Source organism: Ardenticatenales bacterium, assembly GCA_020634515.1.
In the GTDB taxonomy this organism is placed as follows: Bacteria; Chloroflexota; Anaerolineae; order Promineifilales; family Promineifilaceae; genus JAGVTM01.
On sequence record JACKBL010000001.1, the window covers coordinates 396,864 to 417,504 of the forward strand.

15 protein-coding genes are annotated in these 20,641 nt (G+C 59.9%); 4 read left to right on the forward strand and 11 right to left on the reverse strand.

Features of this window, described 5'->3' with window-relative positions:
* Nucleotides 1-2 precede the first annotated feature (2 nt).
* From H6650_01500 to H6650_01530, 7 genes are all read right to left on the reverse strand, one after another.
* Nucleotides 3-1,118 (reverse strand): group II intron reverse transcriptase domain-containing protein, encoded by a 1,116-nt coding sequence (locus tag H6650_01500; GenBank protein MCB8950667.1) that lies wholly within the window; start codon nucleotides 1,116-1,118, stop codon nucleotides 3-5.
* 477 nt (nucleotides 1,119-1,595) lie between these two features.
* Nucleotides 1,596-4,565: an SUMF1/EgtB/PvdO family nonheme iron enzyme gene (locus H6650_01505; protein MCB8950668.1), complete on the reverse strand. Its 2,970-nt coding sequence runs from the start codon at nucleotides 4,563-4,565 to the stop codon at nucleotides 1,596-1,598.
* 265 nt (nucleotides 4,566-4,830) lie between these two features.
* Nucleotides 4,831-5,913, reverse strand: a complete 1,083-nt coding sequence (locus H6650_01510) for a trypsin-like peptidase domain-containing protein (GenBank protein MCB8950669.1) — start codon at nucleotides 5,911-5,913, stop codon at nucleotides 4,831-4,833.
* 654 nt (nucleotides 5,914-6,567) lie between these two features.
* Nucleotides 6,568-7,071 (reverse strand): hypothetical protein, encoded by a 504-nt coding sequence (locus H6650_01515; GenBank protein ID MCB8950670.1) that lies wholly within the window; start codon nucleotides 7,069-7,071, stop codon nucleotides 6,568-6,570.
* Between the two features lie 20 nt (nucleotides 7,072-7,091).
* Nucleotides 7,092-7,370, reverse strand: a complete 279-nt coding sequence (locus tag H6650_01520) for a hypothetical protein (protein ID MCB8950671.1) — start codon at nucleotides 7,368-7,370, stop codon at nucleotides 7,092-7,094.
* On the reverse strand, nucleotides 7,355-8,053 hold the full coding sequence (locus H6650_01525) for a hypothetical protein (protein ID MCB8950672.1): 699 nt from the start codon (nucleotides 8,051-8,053) through the stop codon (nucleotides 7,355-7,357). The genes H6650_01520 and H6650_01525 overlap by 16 nt, the downstream gene beginning before the upstream one ends.
* Nucleotides 8,054-8,586: 533 nt before the next feature.
* Nucleotides 8,587-12,189: an SUMF1/EgtB/PvdO family nonheme iron enzyme gene (locus tag H6650_01530; GenBank protein MCB8950673.1), complete on the reverse strand. Its 3,603-nt coding sequence runs from the start codon at nucleotides 12,187-12,189 to the stop codon at nucleotides 8,587-8,589.
* 169 nt (nucleotides 12,190-12,358) lie between these two features.
* Between H6650_01530 and H6650_01535 the strand changes: the two genes are divergently transcribed.
* The gene (locus H6650_01535; GenBank protein ID MCB8950674.1) at nucleotides 12,359-13,483 is read left to right on the forward strand and encodes a hypothetical protein; all 1,125 of its coding nucleotides are present in this window, start codon (nucleotides 12,359-12,361) and stop codon (nucleotides 13,481-13,483) included.
* A gap of 543 nt (nucleotides 13,484-14,026) precedes the next feature.
* On the opposite strand, the gene H6650_01540 is transcribed toward H6650_01535, so the two are convergent.
* The 4 genes from H6650_01540 to H6650_01555 all read right to left on the reverse strand — a co-directional run bounded on the left by H6650_01540 (nucleotide 14,027) and on the right by H6650_01555 (nucleotide 16,619).
* Nucleotides 14,027-14,761: a ferric reductase-like transmembrane domain-containing protein gene (locus H6650_01540; GenBank protein MCB8950675.1), complete on the reverse strand. Its 735-nt coding sequence runs from the start codon at nucleotides 14,759-14,761 to the stop codon at nucleotides 14,027-14,029.
* Nucleotides 14,724-15,650 (reverse strand): FAD:protein FMN transferase, encoded by a 927-nt coding sequence (locus tag H6650_01545; protein ID MCB8950676.1) that lies wholly within the window; start codon nucleotides 15,648-15,650, stop codon nucleotides 14,724-14,726. Before H6650_01545 ends, H6650_01540 begins: the two co-directional genes overlap by 38 nt.
* 162 nt (nucleotides 15,651-15,812) lie before the next feature.
* Nucleotides 15,813-16,097, reverse strand: coding sequence for a hypothetical protein (locus H6650_01550; protein ID MCB8950677.1), 285 nt, complete (start codon nucleotides 16,095-16,097; stop codon nucleotides 15,813-15,815).
* 93 nt (nucleotides 16,098-16,190) lie between these two features.
* Nucleotides 16,191-16,619: a hypothetical protein gene (locus H6650_01555; GenBank protein ID MCB8950678.1), complete on the reverse strand. Its 429-nt coding sequence runs from the start codon at nucleotides 16,617-16,619 to the stop codon at nucleotides 16,191-16,193.
* Nucleotides 16,620-16,961: 342 nt separating this feature from the next.
* Here H6650_01555 and H6650_01560 point away from each other — a divergent pair, with 342 nt between their 5' ends.
* From H6650_01560 to H6650_01570, 3 genes are all read left to right on the forward strand, one after another.
* Nucleotides 16,962-17,648 carry a response regulator transcription factor gene (locus H6650_01560; protein ID MCB8950679.1) on the forward strand — a complete coding sequence of 229 codons (687 nt, stop codon included), beginning with the start codon at nucleotides 16,962-16,964 and terminating at the stop codon, nucleotides 17,646-17,648.
* Nucleotides 17,645-19,162: a HAMP domain-containing protein gene (locus tag H6650_01565; protein MCB8950680.1), complete on the forward strand. Its 1,518-nt coding sequence runs from the start codon at nucleotides 17,645-17,647 to the stop codon at nucleotides 19,160-19,162. The genes H6650_01560 and H6650_01565 overlap by 4 nt, the downstream gene beginning before the upstream one ends.
* A gap of 306 nt (nucleotides 19,163-19,468) precedes the next feature.
* Nucleotides 19,469-20,629 carry a hypothetical protein gene (locus H6650_01570; GenBank protein ID MCB8950681.1) on the forward strand — a complete coding sequence of 387 codons (1,161 nt, stop codon included), beginning with the start codon at nucleotides 19,469-19,471 and terminating at the stop codon, nucleotides 20,627-20,629.
* Nucleotides 20,630-20,641 lie beyond the last annotated feature (12 nt).

Here is a 20,641-nt window from a genome sequence, read left to right on the forward strand (position 1 = left end):
GGTCACTGGTTTGCCCTGCATCTGGTATCTGACTTTCTTCTGTCCTCGCCATCGTTTAATATCATATCCCAGAAACCTGACGCGCTTCTTGGCGTTGGTGATACGTGTTTTTCCTCCGATAACGTCAACTGCAATTCTGTCGCCAGATACTCTTTTAACCAAGCCTTGATTTCTCTTGCCTCGGCCTTGCTGCCGATGATTCCTATCTGGATGTCATCTGCGTATCTGACGTAATACAGTCGGCGGAAGTCAGGGTCGAAATTGTCACTGGCCGGCATTTGCAGTTGTTGCCGTGTCAGCGTTTTGTACCTTTGCCAATCGCCACTCCGCTGGGCTTCTTTCTTGGCTCTGACCTTCTGGCTTTCGATGCGTTCGTATGCTTTGGGTCGTTGCCGTCGCTTGCCCTTGTAGAAGGCTTTCATCTTGGCCGCCATTGCCTGATCCAGTTCATGGAGATAGATATTGGACAGAATGGGACTGAGATTTCCCCCTTGTGGCACACCGGAGTAGGTTTCGTTGTATTGCCAGTTTTCCACATATCCTGCTTTCAGAAATTGTGCAATCAGATGGAGAAATCGTTTGTCACTGATGCGTTTGGCTAATATGCGTATCATGGTTCCATGGTGCATGTTGTCAAAGAATCCCCTTACGTCGCCCTCTATCCACCACCTGACCCCATCCATTTTCTTGACCTGTTCCAACGCTGTGTGACAGCTTCTTCCTGGTCTGTATCCATGTGATGTTTCCGTGAAGAGGGGTTCATATATGGCTTCCAAGATGAGTTTTACGACGGTTTGCAGATGCTTATCTTCCGCACTGGGTATCCCTATGGCGCGTCGTCCTTTGCTTTTCGGGATGTAGCGGCGACGGACGGGTTGGGGTTTGTACCGGGACGCTTGCAGCGATGCTATCATCCTCGTTATCCGTTCCATTCCCGTGCCATCAATCGTTTTCCCATCTACGCCTTTTGTCATGTTGCCCGGACGAGGTGCTATCTGCTCATACGCCATTAGCCATAGCTCTGGGTTGTAGAGCTTCTGGTACAGCTTGTCAAACTTTACTTCTGGCTTTTGCGCCATTTTGCTAAGTATTGCCAGCAATATGTTTGGGTCTTGCACTTTGTGCTCCTCTCATATCCTCGCAATTGGTTTCCCTGTCGGCCTTCGCCCTGTACGCGGCTTTCCCGCGCTCCGCAGGCAGGTCGTTCTCCCTGCCGACTACTACGCCGACTCCGTTGCCCGTCTGATTTTCAGGCTCTGCTGCCATAGCCAGTTCCCTGGCGCTCAGACTCAGGGCAATCCCCGTTTAGTCTCTTATCCAGATGCTCTCGATTTAGGTGGCCCTTTCAGGTCGTTAGCCCAGATACTTGGGTTGCGTCTCCTGGGCGGATATAAGCACGCTCGTCCCCTTCGCACCTATCCAGGAGAGAGTAGGTAGCTCCAGCTTGCCTACCCGTTGGTGGGTTATGCCGCTTAACCTTAGGCTTCAGGCAATCCAGCTTTCACCTTGTCGAGATTGCACTTGAGGGAACCCATCTGTTACTGACGAACATCTGTCTCCCCTTTTTTACGTCATGCTGTTGTCCCCTTTGTCTTTCAACGCCAGGTTAGACGCTGTGCAACTTCCATTTCCGCAGGAAGTGAGGCTTCTGCCTCACTGTGATAAGAGCCCATTACGGGCGCACGGACGACGCACCACCACCACCCGCAGACCCACATTGTCGTTACGGCTGACTGGATGGTTGTCGTCACGGTACGCCGCGCGCGCGACGTCACGGTCGTTGGCCACGACCCGCCACGCAACACGCGCCGGGCAGTAGGGTCGTGAACGTCCTCGCGCCCATCATCAGGGACATAAGGATAAGCAAAATCAGGACGATCCAGCCGGTTTCCCCAAATGGTCGTCGTCCATTCGTATACGTTGCCGCTCAAGTCAGCAATCCCCTCTGGCGTCTGTCCGCGCGGGAAAACACCAACAGGCGTCGTGCGACGGATATGCGTCTCAAAAGTGTTGCAGCGGGCGCTGTCATACGCATCCCCAAACGCGTATTCACGCCTGGCCTGGCCCCGCGCCGCCGCTTCCCACTCCGCCTCCGTGGGTAGCCTCACCTCCCAGCCAAGCTGCGCTGACAGCCAGGCGCAGTAAGCCCGCGCCTCATACCAGGTCACGCCCACCACGGGCTGCGCCGGGTGATTGAAGCGGCTGTCTTCCCAGTACGCCGGTTGACGATACACTTTGCCTGGAGGGTACCATTCATCCACCCGCGCTTCCCACTCAGACCTTGAGGCATGTTTCAGCCATAAAAGCTGTTCGATTTGATCCGGCGTGAAGTTTGGCAGTCCCTGGATCGCCTCATCAGATATGTCCTGTATTGCGCGAACGAGATCCTGATACTGTGCCTTCTGGCCGGCATTACCGGATTCCCCCCGCAACCACATCTTTGCCCCGGCTGTCACCCACCACCGCTCGTCTGCGTACCCGCCGGCCTCCATAAACAGGCGATATTCCGCGTTGGTCACCGGGAACACCCCCATCTCAAACGCCCCTACCGTCACGGGATGGGCCGGTCTTTCGTCCACGAACGCACTGGCGTCATCCCCAATGACGTAGACCCCGCCGGAAACAGCGGCCAGCGGCGGCAGCAGGCAGTCGCCGTAGGGGCCGGCGCGGCGCGCAAAACGGGGGTCGCCCGATTCGCCCAGCGCCTCCGCCGCGGCGATGCGCGCCCGCAAATCCGCCTGTGGGTCGCCAACCCGCGCCAGCAGGGCCGTCTGCAATTGCGCCACCAGGTCCGCGGGGGCCGCCGCTTCCGCGCTGGCCGCGCAGCGCGCCGCCAGGGGCAGGTTCACCGCCATCAGGTCGCGCACGAACTGCGCCGGAAGGGGCGTCATCCCCGCCGCCAGCACAAACGTCTCCTCCCAGCCCGTGGTTGGTGCCGGGGGCAGGGGGGTACTCACGTCGGCGGCGGCCAGCCAGTCGGCCAGCGCCGGCTGCATCTCGTCCGCCCGCCACGCCGTTTGCACCAGCGCCGGCTGCGGCTGCCGCGCCAACACCCGCGCCGCAAAATACTCCTGCTGTAGTTGGTGCAGGTAGGTTATCTCCAGACGGACCAGGTCCTTGTCCAACACGTTGAGTTGGATACCCGCGGCCACGATTTCATCAGCCAGCGGATGGTCCAGCAGCGCGCGCACCGTCTCTTCAGGCACGCGCACCTGGCCCGCCTCCCCGGCCGTGCGACCATCCTGCATGGCAAAGGCCAGCTCTTCCAGTTTGGGGATGAGCGCCCCTTGCTGTGGCAGCGCGGCTGGCGTCGCCCACCGGTTTTGAATGACCTGCTGCCGGGCACTGTCGGTCAGCAAAACGCCTGGCTCGAACAACCGGTTCCCCGGCTTGTTCACCTCACGCAACAACGCCCGGCGCACGAAGCCGGTCAGCAGGGCCACGCGGCTGGTGAGCAGTTCGCCCGTGGCCAGCTTCTGGTCCACCAACAGGCGCAAGAAGAAGGGGGTGGCAAAGAGGGCCAACTGCTGGCTGTCCTGGCGCAGCGCCCCCCACACGTCTGCGCCCGCTTCCCCCAGGTAGAGAGTGAGGAACTGCTCCATTTGCGCGGGCGTCAGCGGCTCCACCTGCACCTGGCGCACGGGCGCCCTTTCGCTGTCCAGGGGGACGCTGTAATCCAGGCTGCGGCAGCTAAAGAGAATCGTGTTGCCGCGCGGCGCATTTTGCACGAACGCCTGCCATAAAGCCACCCGCTCCCCATAATCCTCACGGCTGCGGTGGGGGATTTCGTTCAGGCCGTCCAGCAGCAAGAGTAAACGCCCCGCCCGCAGCAGCGCGGCGAAGTCGGTCAGCCCTGGCTGCTGCTGCTGCCACTGCTGCGCCAGCCAGGCCGCCGGGTCTGGCGGCGGGTCCGCCAGGCGGGCGGCGCGGTAGCTGTTGAGGGGCACAAAGAAGGGAATCTGTTTCGCCTCACCCGCCAGGCCGTCCCAGGCAACCTCCAACTGCGAGCGGCGCAGCAGCGTCGTCTTGCCGCTGCCCGGCCCGCCGAGCAGCACTAACGCCCGCTCGTCCACTTCCGCCAACAGCCGCTTCAGACTGTTATATTTGCCGCGCTGGCTGTCGGTGATGAAGCGCAGTCCCTGCGCATCCGCGCCCTGGTCCACCAACAGCGTTAACTGCACGAAGCGGCTGTCCAGTTGATACCGGTCGCCGGAAAGTTCCTTTTTGATGGCCGCAAAATAGGGGGCAAAGGGGGCCGCCATCTCTGTCGGCTCCATGTTCTGGGCCGCGTCAATGCCGGCACACAGGCGGGCCACCACCGGCTCTTCCTGGACGCCGCCGCCCAGAGATTGCAGCACCCGCTGCAACTGCGTGCCAGGGACGGCGCGCACCAGCGCGTGGAAGAATTCGTAGGGATTTGCCTGCCAGTTCAGTTGGTGGCGACCGGGCCAATCGCCCAGCAGGGGGTCCAGGAGGGCAATGCGGCCATCCGGCAAGCGAAACTCCCGCCGCGGCGTCAACAACCAGACAATTTCTTCGTGCAGCTCAGGATCGAGATCGGGCATGGGTTTCTCTCATGGTATCGCGCGGGCAAGCTGGCCGGGTTGGACCGCTGGTCGCTCATGCAGAATTCACTGAAAAAACCGGGTTTTTCGATTGTCCGGCGGAAATTACCAGAGTGGTTCATGTGTAAAAACCCGGTTTTGGGCCTTTTTTCAGTAGAGTCAATTTTATCTGGTGAAAATGGCCGTTGAGCGCGTGAAATTGGTCCAATCTCCAGAGAGCGTTAGTAGTTACGAAGATTTTTGTATTCTGGGGAATCGGCGGCGCTCATTGGCGACGCAGGCGTTGGTAAATATCCGGGGCGTGGGCCTGCAGGTCATCCAGGATGGCGATCATGCTGCTGCCCCCGTTGCGCAGATACGCCTGATCGCCGTCCGGTTTTGGCGCATAGCCGCCGCGATGAAGACCGATGACGACGAATTCATTGTTGCAGACGGGCGCACCGGAAGAACCGGGTTCCGTGCTGGTCAGGTATTGAATCGCGCGCGCATCCGCGAAAACGACGAAGTTGTTTTGCATAGAAATTTTCTTGTAATGGCCGCCGGGGTGCTGGATGATGTTCACCCGCTCCTCTTTGAGGGCGCGCAGGCGCGCCAGGGTGAGCGGCGTGACACCGGCAGGGACGTCCACCACTTCGACCACGGTCACATCCAGGCCGGGATGGGTGTAGAAAAGGCCGCCTGGACGGGCGCGGGCCACCTGGATAGGCGTTGGCTGACGTTGTCTGTCCAACTGATAGTTGAACTGGAAGGCGCTCAGCAGCGCCGCCGCCTGGCTGGCGATGACGTGGTGATTGGTCATGATCAGGTTGGGGCCGGCCAGAAAACCGGAGCCGAGGCTGGCCGTGGTATCAATGCGCACCACGGCCTGGGAAGCGTCCAGGGCCAGTTCCAACAGGCACACATCGCGCAGGGTGTTTTCGCCGATGATAAGCTCCTGCACGAAAGGGGGCGTTTCCTGGCCGCGCCACTCCGGCTGCGGCAGGCCGCGGGTGGAGATGGGGTTGGTCTTCAGCGGATAACGGGCAAAAAGGGCGCGCAAGAAATCGGCATCCGGGCCGTCGCCAACGTAGGTGAGCAGGTGATTGAGCAGCAGCCCCAAGACCTCCTGCCCCGGCTCGTCCTGTCCAAACTGGGTCAAAATGGTGAGTAGATGGCTGGCGAACTGGCGCGGCGGCCCCTCCAGGCTGATTTGCCCCTGGATGTCCTGTTTGCGCGGCGAACCGGCGAGCATGTCGTCCAGGAAAGCGTCCCGGCGCGCCTCGGTGCGGAATTCGGGGCGGGCGATAAACAGGCGGATGAGGCGGTCGCGGTCCGCCGGCAGGAGGTGCAGGTGGGTATCGTTGTTCATATCGTTTCTCCTCCGAGAGATTGGACCAATTTCGTAGACATTAACAGGATTTAACCAGAGCAAATTGGTCCAATCTGGACAGATGACCTGTATAGTCACTCTCCGAGAATAATGGGCCGTTGCGTGTTGACGGCTGGCGGGTTGGCAACCCGCCCTACGTGGGCGCGGCCGCGCCGCAGGCGCCGCCTGCTCCGCTACCGCTCGCAGGCCGGACAGTGGTCAGTGGTCATGAGATGGGGTGGGGTAAGGGCCCTGCGCCTTAATATGGCAACATATCAGGTTTCACTGCCCTCCCCCCCGAACCGGACTTACAAGTTTCCAAGTGTCCGGCTCTCCAGGATTCCTTAGCTTTTTGGCGGGACGGAGTCTCCCCGCATGCAAGGCGACATGGCATTGTTTACATAGCACCATTGTCTTCCGTTTCCGGGCTATCATCCGCTTTTTCCCACTCTGTTTTCCCTTTCAGGTCTTTCAACTTCCGTACGTGATGTACTTCCATTTTTCCTTCTTGCGTTCCACACCATTCGCATTGTTTTGCACGTAGGCGTTGCCCCAGTTCACTGCGGCCTCGGTACTGCCAAGTGTTGGGTTGTGTGTCCATTGGTCCATACGTGATTTTCTCCCGTTGGAGTTGCCTTGGTTGAACTGACCAACTCATACACCTTGCGTGTACCATCCGCTCTTTCTAGTTCCACCGCATACTTGTTTTTTCCTTTGCGCAAGCTTTTTGCCACTGGTTGTATCCGTTGCCTTCTTTTCCTGGCAATCGTATGCAGAAAGCTCATGGTGGTCATGCGCAGCAGGTTGTGCCCCTACTTGGGTTAGATTGGTTGCCAATGCGTAATAGTTTGTAAAGCCGCGTATCTCTGCGTTGTAGATTTGCAGGATTTCCAGCTCGCTCAGGTTTTGTAGCTCTAGCCGTCCCCGTCCGCGCCAGTTTTGTGGCATTCCATATCGTTTGGCAAACGCTTCACACTTGTCCCGTGGCATGAGTAGCACTAACTTGTATGTTGTTGTTCGCCTTGTGACTTGTTTGCCCTGCATCTGGTATCTGACTTTCTTCTGTCCTCGCCATCGTTTAATATCATATCCCAGAAACCTGACGCGCTTCTTGGCGTTGGTAATACGTGTTTTTTCCTCCGATAACGTCAACTGCAATTCTGTCGCCAGATACTCTTTTAACCAAGCCTTGATTTTCTTGCCTCGGCCTTGCTGCCGATGATTCCTATCTGGATGTCATCTGCGTATCTGACGTAATACAGTCGGCGGAAGTCAGGGTCGAAATTGTCACTGGCCGGCATTTGCAGTTGTTGCCGTGTCAGCGTTTTGTACCTTTGCCAATCGCCACTCCGCTGGGCTTCTTTCTTGGCTCTGACCTTCTGGCTTTCGATGCGTTCGTATGCTTTGGGTCGTTGCCGTCGTTTGCCCTTGTGGAAGGCTTTCATCTTGGCCGCCATTGCCTGGTCCAGTTCATGGAGATAGATGTTGGACAGAATGGGACTGAGATTTCCCCTTGTGGCACACCAGAGTAGGTTTCGTTGTATTGCCAGTTTTCCACATATCCTGCTTTCAGGAATTGGGCAATCAGATGGAGAAATCGTTTGTCGGTGATGCGTTTGGCTAATATGCGTATCATGGTTCCATGGTGCATGTTGTCAAAGAATCCCCTTACGTCGCCCTCTATCCACCACCTGACCCCATCCATTTTCTTGACCTGTTCCAATGCTGTGTGACAGCTTCTTCCTGGCCTGTATCCATGTGATGTTTCCGTGAAGAGGGGTTCATATATGGCTTCCAAGATGAGTTTGACGACGGTTTGCAGATGCTTATCTTCCGCACTGGGTATCCCTATGGCGCGTCGTCCTTTGCTTTTCGGGATGTAGCGGCGACGGACGGGTTGGGGTTTGTACCGGGACGTTTTCAGCGATGCTATCATCCTCGTTATCCGTTCCATTCCCGTGCCATCAATCGTTTTCCCATCTACGCCTTTTGTCATGTTGCCCGGACGAGACGCTATCTGCTCATACGCCATTAGCCATAGCTCTGGGTTGTAGAGCTTCTGGAACAGCTTGTCAAACTTTACTTCTGGCTTTTGCGCCATTTTGCTAAGTATTGCCAGCAATATGTTTGGGTCTTGCACTTTGTGCTCCTCTCATATCCTCGCAATTGGTTTCCCTGTCGGCCTTCGCCCTGTACGCGGCTTTCCCGCGCTCCGTAGGCAGGTCGTTCTCCCTGCCGACTACTACGCCGACTCCGTTGCCCGTCTGATTTTCAGGCTCTGCTGCCATAGCCAGTTCCCTGGCGCTCACACTAGGGCAATCCCCGTTTAGTCTCTTATCCAGATGCTCTCGATTTAGGTGGCCCTTTCAGGTCGTTAGCCCAGATACTTGGGTTGCGTCTCCTGGGCGGATATAAGCACGCTCGTCCCCTTCGCACCTATCCAGGAGAGAGTAGGTAGCTCCAGCTTGCCTACCCGTTGGTGGGTTATGCCGCTTAACCTTAGGCTTCAGGCAATCCAGCTTTCACCTTGTCGAGATTGCACTTGAGGGAACCCATCTGTTACTGACGAACATCTGTCTCCCTTTTTTACGTCATGCTGTTGTCCCCTTTGTCTTTCAACGCCAGGTTAGACGCTGTGCAACTTCCATTTCCGCAGGAAGTGAGGTTTCTGCCTCACTGTGATAAGAGCCCATTACGGGCGCACGGACGACGCACCACCACCACCCGCAGACCCACATCGCTGTAACGGGCGACTGGATGGTCGTTGTTACGGGCCGCCGCGCGCGCGCTGACACGGGCGTCGTACCACGACCCGCCACGCAAGGTACGGGGCGCACCGCTCACATCCACTGCCGCATCCACCGGGTCTTTATATTTATTGCGACACCACTCCCACACATTGCCGCTCAAATCATACAGGCCCAGGGTCGGATTCGTCCCATCCGGGTACAGTCCCACCGCCGACGTTTGCTCCAAACGCGCTCCTTCCCAAGTATTTGCTTTGGCCGGGTCAAAGGTGTTGCCCCAGGGATAAAAACGCCCATCCGGATAGCGGGCCGCCACTTCCCACTCATACTCATGCGGCAGGTCTATTTCTTCCCCCAGGTGATGGCTCAGCCAGCGGCAAAAAGCAATGGCCTGGTACCAACTGACGCTTTCGCGGGGGTGGTTGTCAAAGGGGAACGTCTGCTCACTCAACTCACGAAGTGGGTAAACGGTGCCGTAAGCCTCTTCCGCGGCGGGCATCCCTGCCCACCAACGCGCGTCGTTAAAATCAGCCGCCGCCACAAAGCATTGAAACTGGGCGTAGGTGACAGGGTAGCGGGCCAGCCGATACGGGTGCTCAATGCGCACCTTTTTCCTGGCTTCGCCTCCATAGGCATCCTTGTCCCCGCCAATAGTATACGTTCCAGTCGGCACTTCCCCTCCCCAGACGATATGCGGCAGCTTCAGCCCATTGCGCACTACGATCCCTACGCCGGGCCGGTTGTCCAGGGGCGCGCCATCGCGCAGGGTGATGCGCCCCAGGGCGCGCCCGACGGCGGCGCGGGCGCGGGCGTCCGGGTCGCGCTGCGCATCGGCCAGGCGCGGCAGCCAGCGATCGCGCAGACGCCGCTTTGTTTCCTCCGGCGTGTGCGCGCCGCTCTCCACCACGCAGCGCGCGGCCACCTCCGGATTGGCCTCCGCCACCCACTCCAGGACGCGCGTGCAGTCATCGCTGTAGAGGCCGGCCAGCAAGATAGTCGCTTCCTCCCAGTTGGTCGGCTGCCACCACTCCCGCGGCGGCCAGATGTCCACGGCGCGCAGCGACTGCGCGCCGGCGACAGGCGGCGACGCCGGCGCTGCCGCCCCCCAGATGCGCTCGCGCATCCCCCGCGCCGCGAAATACTCCTGCAGCAGTTGGTGCGCAAAACGCACGTCCGCGCCAATAAGCAGCAGATTGGCGCTGGCCGCCTGGTAGCGATGCTGTTCCGTGAGGTAGGCGGTGGCTTCCGCCAGCGGCAGGGCGGTCAAAGCCGCCGCGGCCCCCTTCTGCCCCGTGCGCTGCGTTTGCAGGGCAAAGGCGAGTCCCGTGAGGGCCGCCAGCAGCGCTGTTCCTTCTAGTAAGAAGATCACAGCGCCGCTGTTTTTATCCCGCGCCAGCAGCCGCTCGCGCACCAGCAGCGTCTGCACAAACTGGTCAAAGAGCTGGCCGCGGTTATCCGGCAAGCGGCGGTACGCCTGGTACACGTCCAGCAGCATGAAGAGCATGTATGGGTTGGTGGCCAGCAGCAGCAGGCTGGCGGGATGGGCGCGCTGCTGTAGCCAGTCTTCCCAATATTTGCTCTCGTACCCTTCTAACGATCCGTATCCCCAGGTAACACCGGGCGGTAACTGCGCCGCCAGCCAGAAGGCAGCGAACCGTTCCGCTTCATCAGGCAGCGTGTGCCGCACGTCCTGCGTAAAGCGCGTGTAGGTTTCATGCGCCGCCGCACCGGCCAACTGCCAGAACAGGTCGGCGCTGGCCGTGGGGCCATAGTCCGGCAGGGCGTCCAGGTAGTTGCCCACAAATTCGCGCACCCGCACCGCGTCCAGCGGGGCCACCGTCACCCGGTCCAACCCCAGGTCGCGGTCGGGCGGATAATCCTGCTCCCGGCAGCTCACCCAGGCCAGCAGATGGGCATGCCCGGCCAGGAAGTCGCGCACCTGCCTGTATTTGCCTGCCTGCTGATCGGAGGGGATCTCGTTCAGGCCGTCCAGCAGCAGGGCGACGCGGCCCTGCACCAACAAGGTTCCCAGGTGGTCGCCCAGTTCCACGGCGCCGCGGCGCAGGAAATCGGAGAACGGCTCCGCCCCTTCCGTCCACAGCCCCAGCCGCACCATCAGGGGCACGGGCGCGGCGCGGTCTAGCCAGGCGGCCTCAATCAGGTCCGCCGCCAGCCGGTACAGCGTCGTCGTCTTCCCCGAACCCGGGTCGCCCAGCAGCACGGCGCGGCGAATGGTTTGCAACTGGGCCACCGCATCGGTGAAGGTGAATCGCCGCACAATCTGTTCCGAGTCCTCCCGCCACGGGGCATGGACGAACTCCGTGCGGGCGACGACGGGCTGCAACCGCACGCGGCCGCTGGCGTGGCGCCGGATCTCCGCTTCCCCGCTGAGGCGCGTGTATTGGGCCACGTGCTGTAGCTCCGCCAGCTTCAGCCGGTCCATGTAGAGCAGTTCCGCCAGGCGTGGGCGCAGGGCATCGTTTTGACCGGCCCAGGCGCGCGACGAGGCCGGCGGCTGCGGCGGCAATCGTCGCAGGAGGGTTGCCAGACCCGCGTCATCCGCCGTGAGCGCATCCAGCGCCGCTTCGCGCACGTAGGTGGGGACGGCGGCATCCGGCTGCAGGCGCATGGGGATGATGGGCTTCTGGCGGTCAGCCGCGCCCAGGTACTCAATGCGCTGCCAGCGGTCTGCGGCGCTGTCCGCGCCAATGAGCAGGAGGACGGCATAGGCGCTGCCCAGGCCGGCGGCAGTCGCCGCCAACCAGTCACCCCCGCCGCGATGAGTTAGCGGCGGCAGGTGGCAGGCGTAGCCGTAAGCGGCCAGTTCCGTCCGCAGACGGGCGGCCAGGGGCGCATCGCTCTGCGCAAAGCTGAGAAAGAGGGCCGGCGCGGACGTGGGGGAAACGGGCGTTGGCCGGCGTGGGGGGAGGGAAGGGGGTGTTTCCGCCTGCGCGGCGACCCCGGCGCGGCAGTGTTGCTGCCAGGCGGCGATGAGGTCGTCCAGTTGCTGTTGTTGATTGCCGCCTACCTGCTGCCGCAATTGGCGCAGCAGCAGCACGTGGAGGTAGCCATCCGGGGCCAGTTCCTGTAGCTTTCGCCAGCAGCGGGGCAAAAAAACGGCGGCAGCGCCGGCAAAGTCTATCTGGTCCAACACCCATTCATGGGCCGGATAAAACGCTTCGGAGAAGAGGGCATCGCGGCGGGTGGGCAGCCGCACCTGGGGAGACAACCACCCACTGGCGCGGTCATAGAGGGCCTGCGCCTCCGCCTGCAAGGCGAGTTGCCCGGCCTGGTCCGCGGCGGGCGGGGGAGCCGGCCAGTTGACCGCGGGACGCAAAGCGCGGCAACGGGTGATTAAGTGGGGCAGGTCGTCGGTGCGGTGGCAATAAGCAACCAGCGCCTGGGCTTTGGCGTGGCGCGTGTCGCCGCGCAGGTCTTCATATTCAATGCCCAGGTCGAAGCAAAGCTGGCGTAGCTCCTCCTGGTTGAAATGTCGGGCAAGCAGGTCGCGCAGGTCTGGTAAGCTCACGGTTTCATCCCCTAATTACTGGTAGGGAAATGATACCAGAAAAAGGGGGAGAAGCGCACGGGGTAGCACCACAGTAAATCGTGGTTGACCGTCAAAAACGGCCAATTTGGCAAAAAAGGATTCATCATGCATACTGGTAAGTTTTGCAGAACCGAAATCAGTAGGAGACATGATGAATCCAGAACAACTATTTTGCCCTAATATCGACTGTCCGGCTAGAGGACAACGGGGTGAAGGCAATATCACCGTCCATAGCCAAAAAGAAAAGCGATGTCATTGTCATGTCTGCAACACAACATTTGCCGTCAGCAAAGGGACATTGTTCTATCGCTTGCGCACCGACCCGCAAATAGTGATGTGGGTCATCGTCTTGCTGGCGTATGGCTGTCCCGTCCAGGCCATCGTCAAAGCCTTTGGGTTTGATGAGCGCACGGTCAAGAATTGGTGGCAACGAGCGGGTGTGCATTGCGCACATGTCCATGAAGCGGTCATTGCCAGCCAGCCACTGGACTTGCAACAAGTGCAAGCGGATGAAATCAAAGTCAAGGTACAAGGCGGTTCGGTGTGGATGGCGTTGGCGATGATGGTATCCACCCGACTCTGGTTAGGTGGCGTCATCAGCCCGCGACGGGATAAGCGCTTGCTGCAAAGCCTGACGGACAAGGTGCGCCAAATGGCCTTGTGTCGTCCGTTGTTGTTGGCGGTGGATGGCTTGCCCGGCTACGTCAAAGCCTTTGGCCGCAGTTTCCGCAGCAAGTTGCCCCGCTGGGGGCAGCCAGGTCGTTGTCAATGGCACGCCTGGTCCGAAGTGGCTATCGTGCAAGTCATCAAACGGCGTCTGCCATCTGGACTGGAGGTTGAACGACGAGTGGCTCAGGGTGACCCGCAACAGGTAGAGAAGCTGATTGCCACGACGCAAAATGGAGTGGGTGTTATCAATACCGCTTTCATTGAGCGGCTCAATGCCACCTTCCGCTCTCGCCTAAGCTGGTTGGGCCGGCGCACGCGGCATCTGGCGCAACAAACGGCGACCTTAACGGTGGGTATGTATGTCACAGGGTGTTTGTACAACCTTTGCGACCCCCATCGCTCTTTGCGTTGTCGTCTGTCTGTGGGCGAAAGGGGGTATCGTTGGGTGCCGCGCACGCCAGCTATCGCAGCGGGATTGACAGACCACATCTGGACAGTCGATGAATTGTTAATGTATCGTGTGCCACCACCGCGTTGGACACCACCCAAGCAACGTGGGCGGCCTTCTAAAGCGTTGCTAGAACTGATAAATCGATGGTGTTAACCGACCACGATTAACTGTGGTCTCACCGCTCGCTCTGGTTACAAGGCTTTCTGGAAATATTTCCGATTTCGAGTTTTGTACAAAGTCGAGCTAAGTGGCTGTCCGCAATTGAATTAGCGGAAATGTGCGGACAGTGGCTATCACGGATAGCGGCTATCACGGATAGTGGCTATCACGGATAGCGGCTATCACGGACAGCGGCTATCTGTGATAGCTTGGCAGTAGTCATCCGGAAGAAGTGTGAAGTTGATTTTGGGCGAACCCTAAGGGCGCATCCGTTGATAAAGGCTTCGCTCGGGAATTGACGGATGCGCTGGAGGGGTTCTTGCTTGATGGCTAGTCCAAATTTGATTTTGGGCGAACCCTAACGTTCGCGCCAAAGATGATGCGGGGGGCGGTTATGAGTTTACGTCCGGGAAAAAGGAAACGCCCGGAGGTTTATCACCTCCGGGCGTTTTTTTGTTGCGCGGCTTGGGGGGCGCGCGATGGGGATGGAGCGCGGGGGCTGTTTGCGGGACCGCCGCCGCGCCGCCGGGTCGTGCGTCAGGCGGTGGCGCTTGCTTTTTGGACACTGGCGCGTTTGCCCTGCCACACCATGACCAGCCAGTAGGTGGTGAGGAAGACGATGACGAGGAAGGTGCCGCCGTACATGAGCAGCGTCATGGGCAGGGAGGAATCCGTGCCGGCCATCAGGCCATGCGCCGTCGCGCCCAGGTAGGCCAGCAGGCTGGAGTAGTGGATGGCGCGAAACGCTTTCATGCCGATGCGCTGTCGCATGTAGAAGGTGACGGTGACCAGCAGGAGCAGGTAGAAGGCGATGATGCCCACGCCGACCCATAGGGGACGATAGGGGGAGAGGAAGGGGATGAACATCTGCGCCAGGGAATAGGGTAGATATTGGTCGGCGGCGAGGATGAAGATGTGTAGGGCGAGGAAGCCGAATGAGAGCAGGGAAATGAATTGGTGGAATTCAAAGGTGTCGCCGCGGTGCAGGATGCGGTCGATGAGTTTGGTGGGGATTGCCAGGCCCCAGGCGGTGGATAACCAGACGAGGAGGTAGGAGAGAATGCCGGCAGAACGGGTGACAAACCAGGCCGAATTTTGCGTATCCAGCAATAATAGCCAGTTTAACGCGCTGCGCGCGGCTGCGCCTTGCGGCGAGGCCAAAACCAGCCCGGCGCCCGCTACGAACAGAGCGATCAGGGTCAGGGCAATCCAACCATACGGCGGGTCCTTTTTCTTAACGGAACGGGATGAGTTCGCTTGGAGTGGGGACATGTAACATCTCCTTGCTGGCGGGCGTGCCCCAGATCGCGCCATCTGGCTGCACGGCCACGAAGCGCAGTCCGGGAACACGGCCGGCCAGCGCCGGCCCAACGTGAGGGCCGGCAATTAACAGCGCCTTGGCCAGAGCTTCGGCACTGGTTGTTTTTTCGCTAAAAACGGTGACGCTCAACCAGCTTGTGCGCGCGGATTGGCCGTCACGCGGGTCAATGATGTGGTGGCGCAGCGCGTCGCCTTGCGGCCAGCTCCGCCGCGTCACGGAGGAGGTTGCCAGCCCGCCCGGCCCCACGCGCAGCACGGACAAGACGCGCTCCGGGTCACGCGGGTCTTCCAGGGAGACGAGCCAGTGGGGCTGCCCGGCGGGCAGGCCCACGAGGGCCATGTCGCCACCGGCGCTGACGGCGCAGGCGTCGCAGTAGGTGGAAAGCAGGTCGGCGGCGCGGGCGGCTATCCACCCTTTGGCAATGCCGCCGAGGTCGATCTCCATGCCGGCAGGCATGTAGACGGCGCAGTGGTCCACGTCCAGGCAAATGGCGCTGAACGGGGGCGCGGCGGCGGCCTGGGTGATGGTGGGGAGGTGCAGGTAACGTAGTTCGTCCATGTTGCGGTCGTATCCGGCGTTGATGAGTGCCGGCAAAACCGCCGGATCAAACAACCCACCCGTCAACTCATGCAGCGCCCGCGCCTCTTGCAACACGGCCATCATATCCGCCGAAACCGGAAACCAACCGCCCGCGGCTTCGTTGAGTTGGGAAAGTTCGCTGGTGGGGCGGAAACGGGAGAACCGCTGTTCCGCCGCGGCCACGAAGCGGCGCACCCGGGCAAAACCGCGCTGCAAATGCGCTTGAGCGCCTTCCGCCGCCGATACGACGGTCGTGTTCATGGCTGAGAATTCGTCATATTCCATGATCAAAGCCTGAGTGTGTGTGACGCTGGTCGCGGCTGACGCCGATTAGTGGCTGTCCGCAATTAAATTCGCGGAAATGTGCGGACAGCTTGTTAGTAACCGTCCGCAAAAAGCTCGAAGTTATTTTCGGACGGTTACTTAGGAACCCCGCGTGCGCATGCGCGGGAATCCGGTTGAGACGCTGGGCTGCACGAAGACGGGTTGATTGGCTGTCTCATTGCTGCCCACCAGTTCTTCCAGGGACGGAATGGGGGCCAGTTCAGGCATGTTGATAGTCGTGTTCGTTGTCGTTTGCGCCGGCGCGGTTGGCGTGAGCGGCGCGGGCTTCTGCGCATGGGAGAGCATGGCCCAACCGGCGACGAACGTAGCGACGGACATGAGGGAAATCCACAGTCTCAGGAGAATCTTTGTTAGTTTGTTCATGGTGTATGCCTTATAAAGTGTGACGAGCGCGTGGTGAATGGTGGAAAGAACGGATTATGTCACTTTGATTTCCGTTTTCACGGGGGCAACCCGTCAATCATCACTGTCGCTAAGCCGGCCACGACCGACCATGACGCGCCCATCTGGTCTGATCTGGATGATGCCGGCATTTTGCAACGCCTCAACCAGATTCTGATACTGTGTCAACTCCGCTTTCGTCTGCGACAATTCATCGGCGGCTTGCGTCAGTTCCTGCCGGTACTGCTGCTCTCGCGCCTGGTATTGGGTGATCGTCTGCTGCAACTGCGCGATCTGCGCGCTGTTGTCGTTGACGGGCTGTTCCTGGACAGCCGTGACGGCCGGCTCCTGGTCGGCGGTAACGACGGGGACGGTGTTGATGTTGAAGAGGGCGTTGAAGCCGAGGGCGAGGATGGCAATACCCACAAAGATGGTCATGATGAAGGCGGCGATGAATGCCGGCATCTTCTTCTTCGACTGCCCCCGATTATTCACAGTAGCCATATAAAATCTCCTTCCAAGAAAGTTGTCAGTTGGTGATTGACAGTTGCTGATTGACATTGATCGTAACCACTAACGCTCTCTGGAGATTGGACCAATGTCACCAGAGAAAATTGGTCCAATCTGGCTCAGCAGTTACCATTGATCGCCAGTATAAACAGGCAAAATGACAGAAAGATGAAACACCTCCAAACTCCTCTCTTGAGGGCAATCTGCTCCGTGTCATCGAATTTTCATCTACGGCGAGTACAATAACAGGTGTCGTCAGCGGGCGGACGCATGAGCGCGCCCCGCATGGTGTCGCCCAGTTATCCCAAACCACGCCGCCCCCACCGAGGTACACAGATGCGCATCCTATTAGTAGAAGACAATCGCCGCCTGCATACATCCCTGCGCCAGAGCCTGGAGGAAGATGGCTACGCCGTTGATTCCGCCTTCGATGGCCCCGAGGGTGAGCTTTTTGCCCTCTCCGCGCCCTACGACCTGATCATCCTGGACATCATGCTGCCCCGGAAAAACGGCCTGGACGTTTGTCGCACCTTGCGCCAACAGCGCCTGCGTAGCCCCATCCTCATGCTCACCGCTCGTGATACCGTGGAAGACCGCGTGACGGGATTGGACAGCGGCGCCGACGATTACCTGGTGAAGCCGTTTGCCCTGCAAGAACTGCGTGCCCGCCTGCGCGCCCTGCTGCGGCGCGACCTGCCCGAAAAAAGCGGCATCTTGCAAGTCGGCGACCTCAAACTGGACCCGGCCGCCCGCCAGGTGGCGCGCGATGGTCAATCCATTGAGCTGACCACCCGCGAATTCGCCATGCTTGAATACCTTATGCACAACGCCAACCGCATTCTCACCCGCGACATGATCGAAGCCCACGTCTGGAACTACGATTTTGTTCCCGGCTCCAACGTCATCGACGTTTATGTGCGCCGCCTGCGCCGCAAAATAGACGAACCCTTTGCCGTGCGTCTGCTGGAAACGGTGCGCGGCGTCGGCTACCGCCTCATTCAGCCCGATGAGATGTCAGAATGACACACATGCCAGTGTCCCACACCCTCACCACGCGCCTGCGCCGACTGCTGCGCAGCTTTCGCTTTCGCCTCACTTTGTGGTTCGTGGCGGTCCTGGCCCTGCTGCTGGCGGGGTTTAGCCTCTTCATTTATTGGCGGCAGGCGCAGGTGCTGCGCGCCGAGACTACCAACCGCCTCGTAGCCCAATCCAGCCAGATCGCCGCTTACTATAGCGCCATCTACCGCCGCGACTTTGAAGAGGAACATAACGAAGGCGTTCGGTTCCGCCTTTCCCAAAGCGATCTTCCCCTGTTGCAAAGACAAGACGTGCTGGCTTTGATTGACGCCGCCGGTAATCTGATCCAGCGCAGCGAGAATTTTCAGGTCAGCGACATCGGGCAAATCTACAATACGTGGAAGGAAGCGGGATTGCCGGCAGAACCCGTCCCCTACACCTTCCCCGGCGATGAACACCACGAGACGGGGGAGACCCCGGACAGCTATCTCCTGGTCAACACGTCCATCAACTTCGGGCGTCAAGGGCAGGGGCTGCTGATATTGGGCGGCCCCATTGATCCGGGGGGGCAGCTTCCCCGTCTGGCGCTCACGTTGGCGCTCGTGTTCGTGGTCACGCTGCTCGTCTCTTTTGGCGGTGGCTACTGGCTGGCCGACCAGGCCATGCGCCCGGTCCAGGCCATCACGCACACCGCGCGCGACATCAGCGACCACGATCTGAGCCGACGGCTGCACCTCAATCGCGTAGACGAGCTGGGGGAACTGGCGGACACGTTTGATGCCATGCTGGACCGCTTGCAGGCCGCCTTTGAGCGGCAGCGCCAGTTTACGGCTGACGCCAGCCACGAACTGCGCACGCCTTTGACCATTATCGAACTGGAATCCAACCGCATTTTGGAGCGCCGCCGTCCCGTGGAAGAATACGAGGCGGCGCTGCGTATTATCCAGTCGGAAAATGAGTGGATGAGTCGCCTGGTAGACCAACTCCTGACGCTGGCGCGCATGGATGCGGGGCTGACGCATCTGCCACGGGAGCCGCTGGACCTGAGCGAATTGGCGGTGGATGCGATTGACCGCCTCGCGCCGTTGGCGCGGCAGAAGCGGGTTGCCTTGCAAACGGGCGAGTTGACGGAGGCCATTACGGAGGCGGATCGCGGCTATCTGACGCAAATGCTCAACAATTTGCTGGAAAACGGCATGAAGTACGCCCGCGCAGAAGGGGCGCGGGTGGTAGTGGAGACGGGGCGGGCGTCTGCGAATGGGCGGGCGCAATGCTGGCTGCGTGTGGCGGATAATGGACCGGGCATTTTGCCGGCGCATTTGCCACACCTGTTTGATCGCTTCTATCGCGTGGACGATGCGCGCACGCGGGATGAAGAAACGTCGCCGGAGACGGCGGGTAGCGGTCTGGGGCTGTCCATTGCCCATTCCATCGTTACTGCGTATGGGGGGCGAATCGAAGTCGCCAGCCGGCCGGATGAGGGAACGGTTTTTACTGTTTGGATGCCGGCATCTTCTTGAGGAACGGAATTAGATAAGACAACGAAGTTGTTTCCTTACCGTTCCTTCAAACTGACGATGCCATTCCGACCTTCATTTCATCGTCAGTCCTAAGGACGGAATAGGGCAAAGCAAACCATCAATCTCCCGGTTTTTGATAACCTGCCATGCGGGATCTAACGGATTCCAAACAGCCTCTTCACAATTTCTAAAAAAGTTCGGTGTATTCTTAGGCCAAGTTTGAACAACGGCGCACAACAAAGCGCCCGCTCGCCAGGAATGACTGCTGAGCGTGAAGAGTCTGTATCATCAACATCGGAGGTTATCATGTTGAACTTAAAAGTAGCTGGCTTAATGTTGACAGGCGTGATGGCGCTCGGTGGGATTGGTTATGGCGTATCCCAAACGCCCGCCGTCGCCGCCGCGATTGAGACCCCCGCCGGCACGATTACGCAAACCCTCGTTCACTTCGGGGGCTTGAATTTCGGTTCCGAACGGCCTGGTTTTCTCGATCAAGAAACGATGGATAAGGCAATTGCGGACGCGCTGGGCATGACCGTGGAAGAACTGCAAGCCGCCCGTGACGAAGGCCAAACGCTGACGCAAATCGCCGCCGCGCAGGGCGTGGACATGGCGGACGTAGAAGCGGCCATTCAGGCGGCGAAGGAAGCAGCCGTGGCCGAGGCGGTTGCCAATGGCGACATCACGCAGGAGCAGGCGGACCGCATCCTCTCCGCGCCAGAGCGCTTCGGTGGCCCTGGTTTTGATGCCCCATTTGGTTTTGGTGGCCCTCGCGGTGGGCATGGTCAATTCCTGACGCCGGAGCAGACGGAAGTGGCTGTGGCGGATGCGCTGGGCATGACGGTGGAAGAACTGCAAGCGGCGCGTGATGAAGGTCAGACGCTTGCGGAAATCGCCGCCGCGCAGGACGTGGACATGGCGGACGTGCAGGCGGCGGTGCAGGCGGCGAAGGAAGCGGCTGTGGCCGAGGCGGTCGCCAATGGTGACATCACGCAGGAGCAGGCAGACCGCATCCTCAGCGAGGGCGTAGGCTGCAAGGGTGACATGGGTGATGGTTTGGGCGCGGTGCTGCCACAGATTTTCGACCGTGAAGCGGAGCAGGCGGCTATTGCGGATGCGCTGGGTTTGACGGTGGAGGCGTTGCAGGCGGCGAAGGATGCCGGCACAACCATCACGGACCTGGCAGCGGAGCAAAGCGTAGACTTGGCGGACATCCAGGCAGCGGTGGAAGCTGCGCGGACTGAAGCGGTGCAGGCGGCGGTAGATGCCGGCACAATCACCCAAGAACAGGCCGATGCCATCCTCAGTCACCCGGCCGGCCTCGGTGGTCCTGGCTTCGGCGGCGGACGTGGACACCATGGCGGGATGCGCGGGGGAATGCCCGGCTTCCGCTTCGGACCCGGCAGTCAGGACAACGGCACCGACACCGGCAACACCATTTTCACCTTCCCCACCCAGAACGGCTAAATCCCTTCCCTG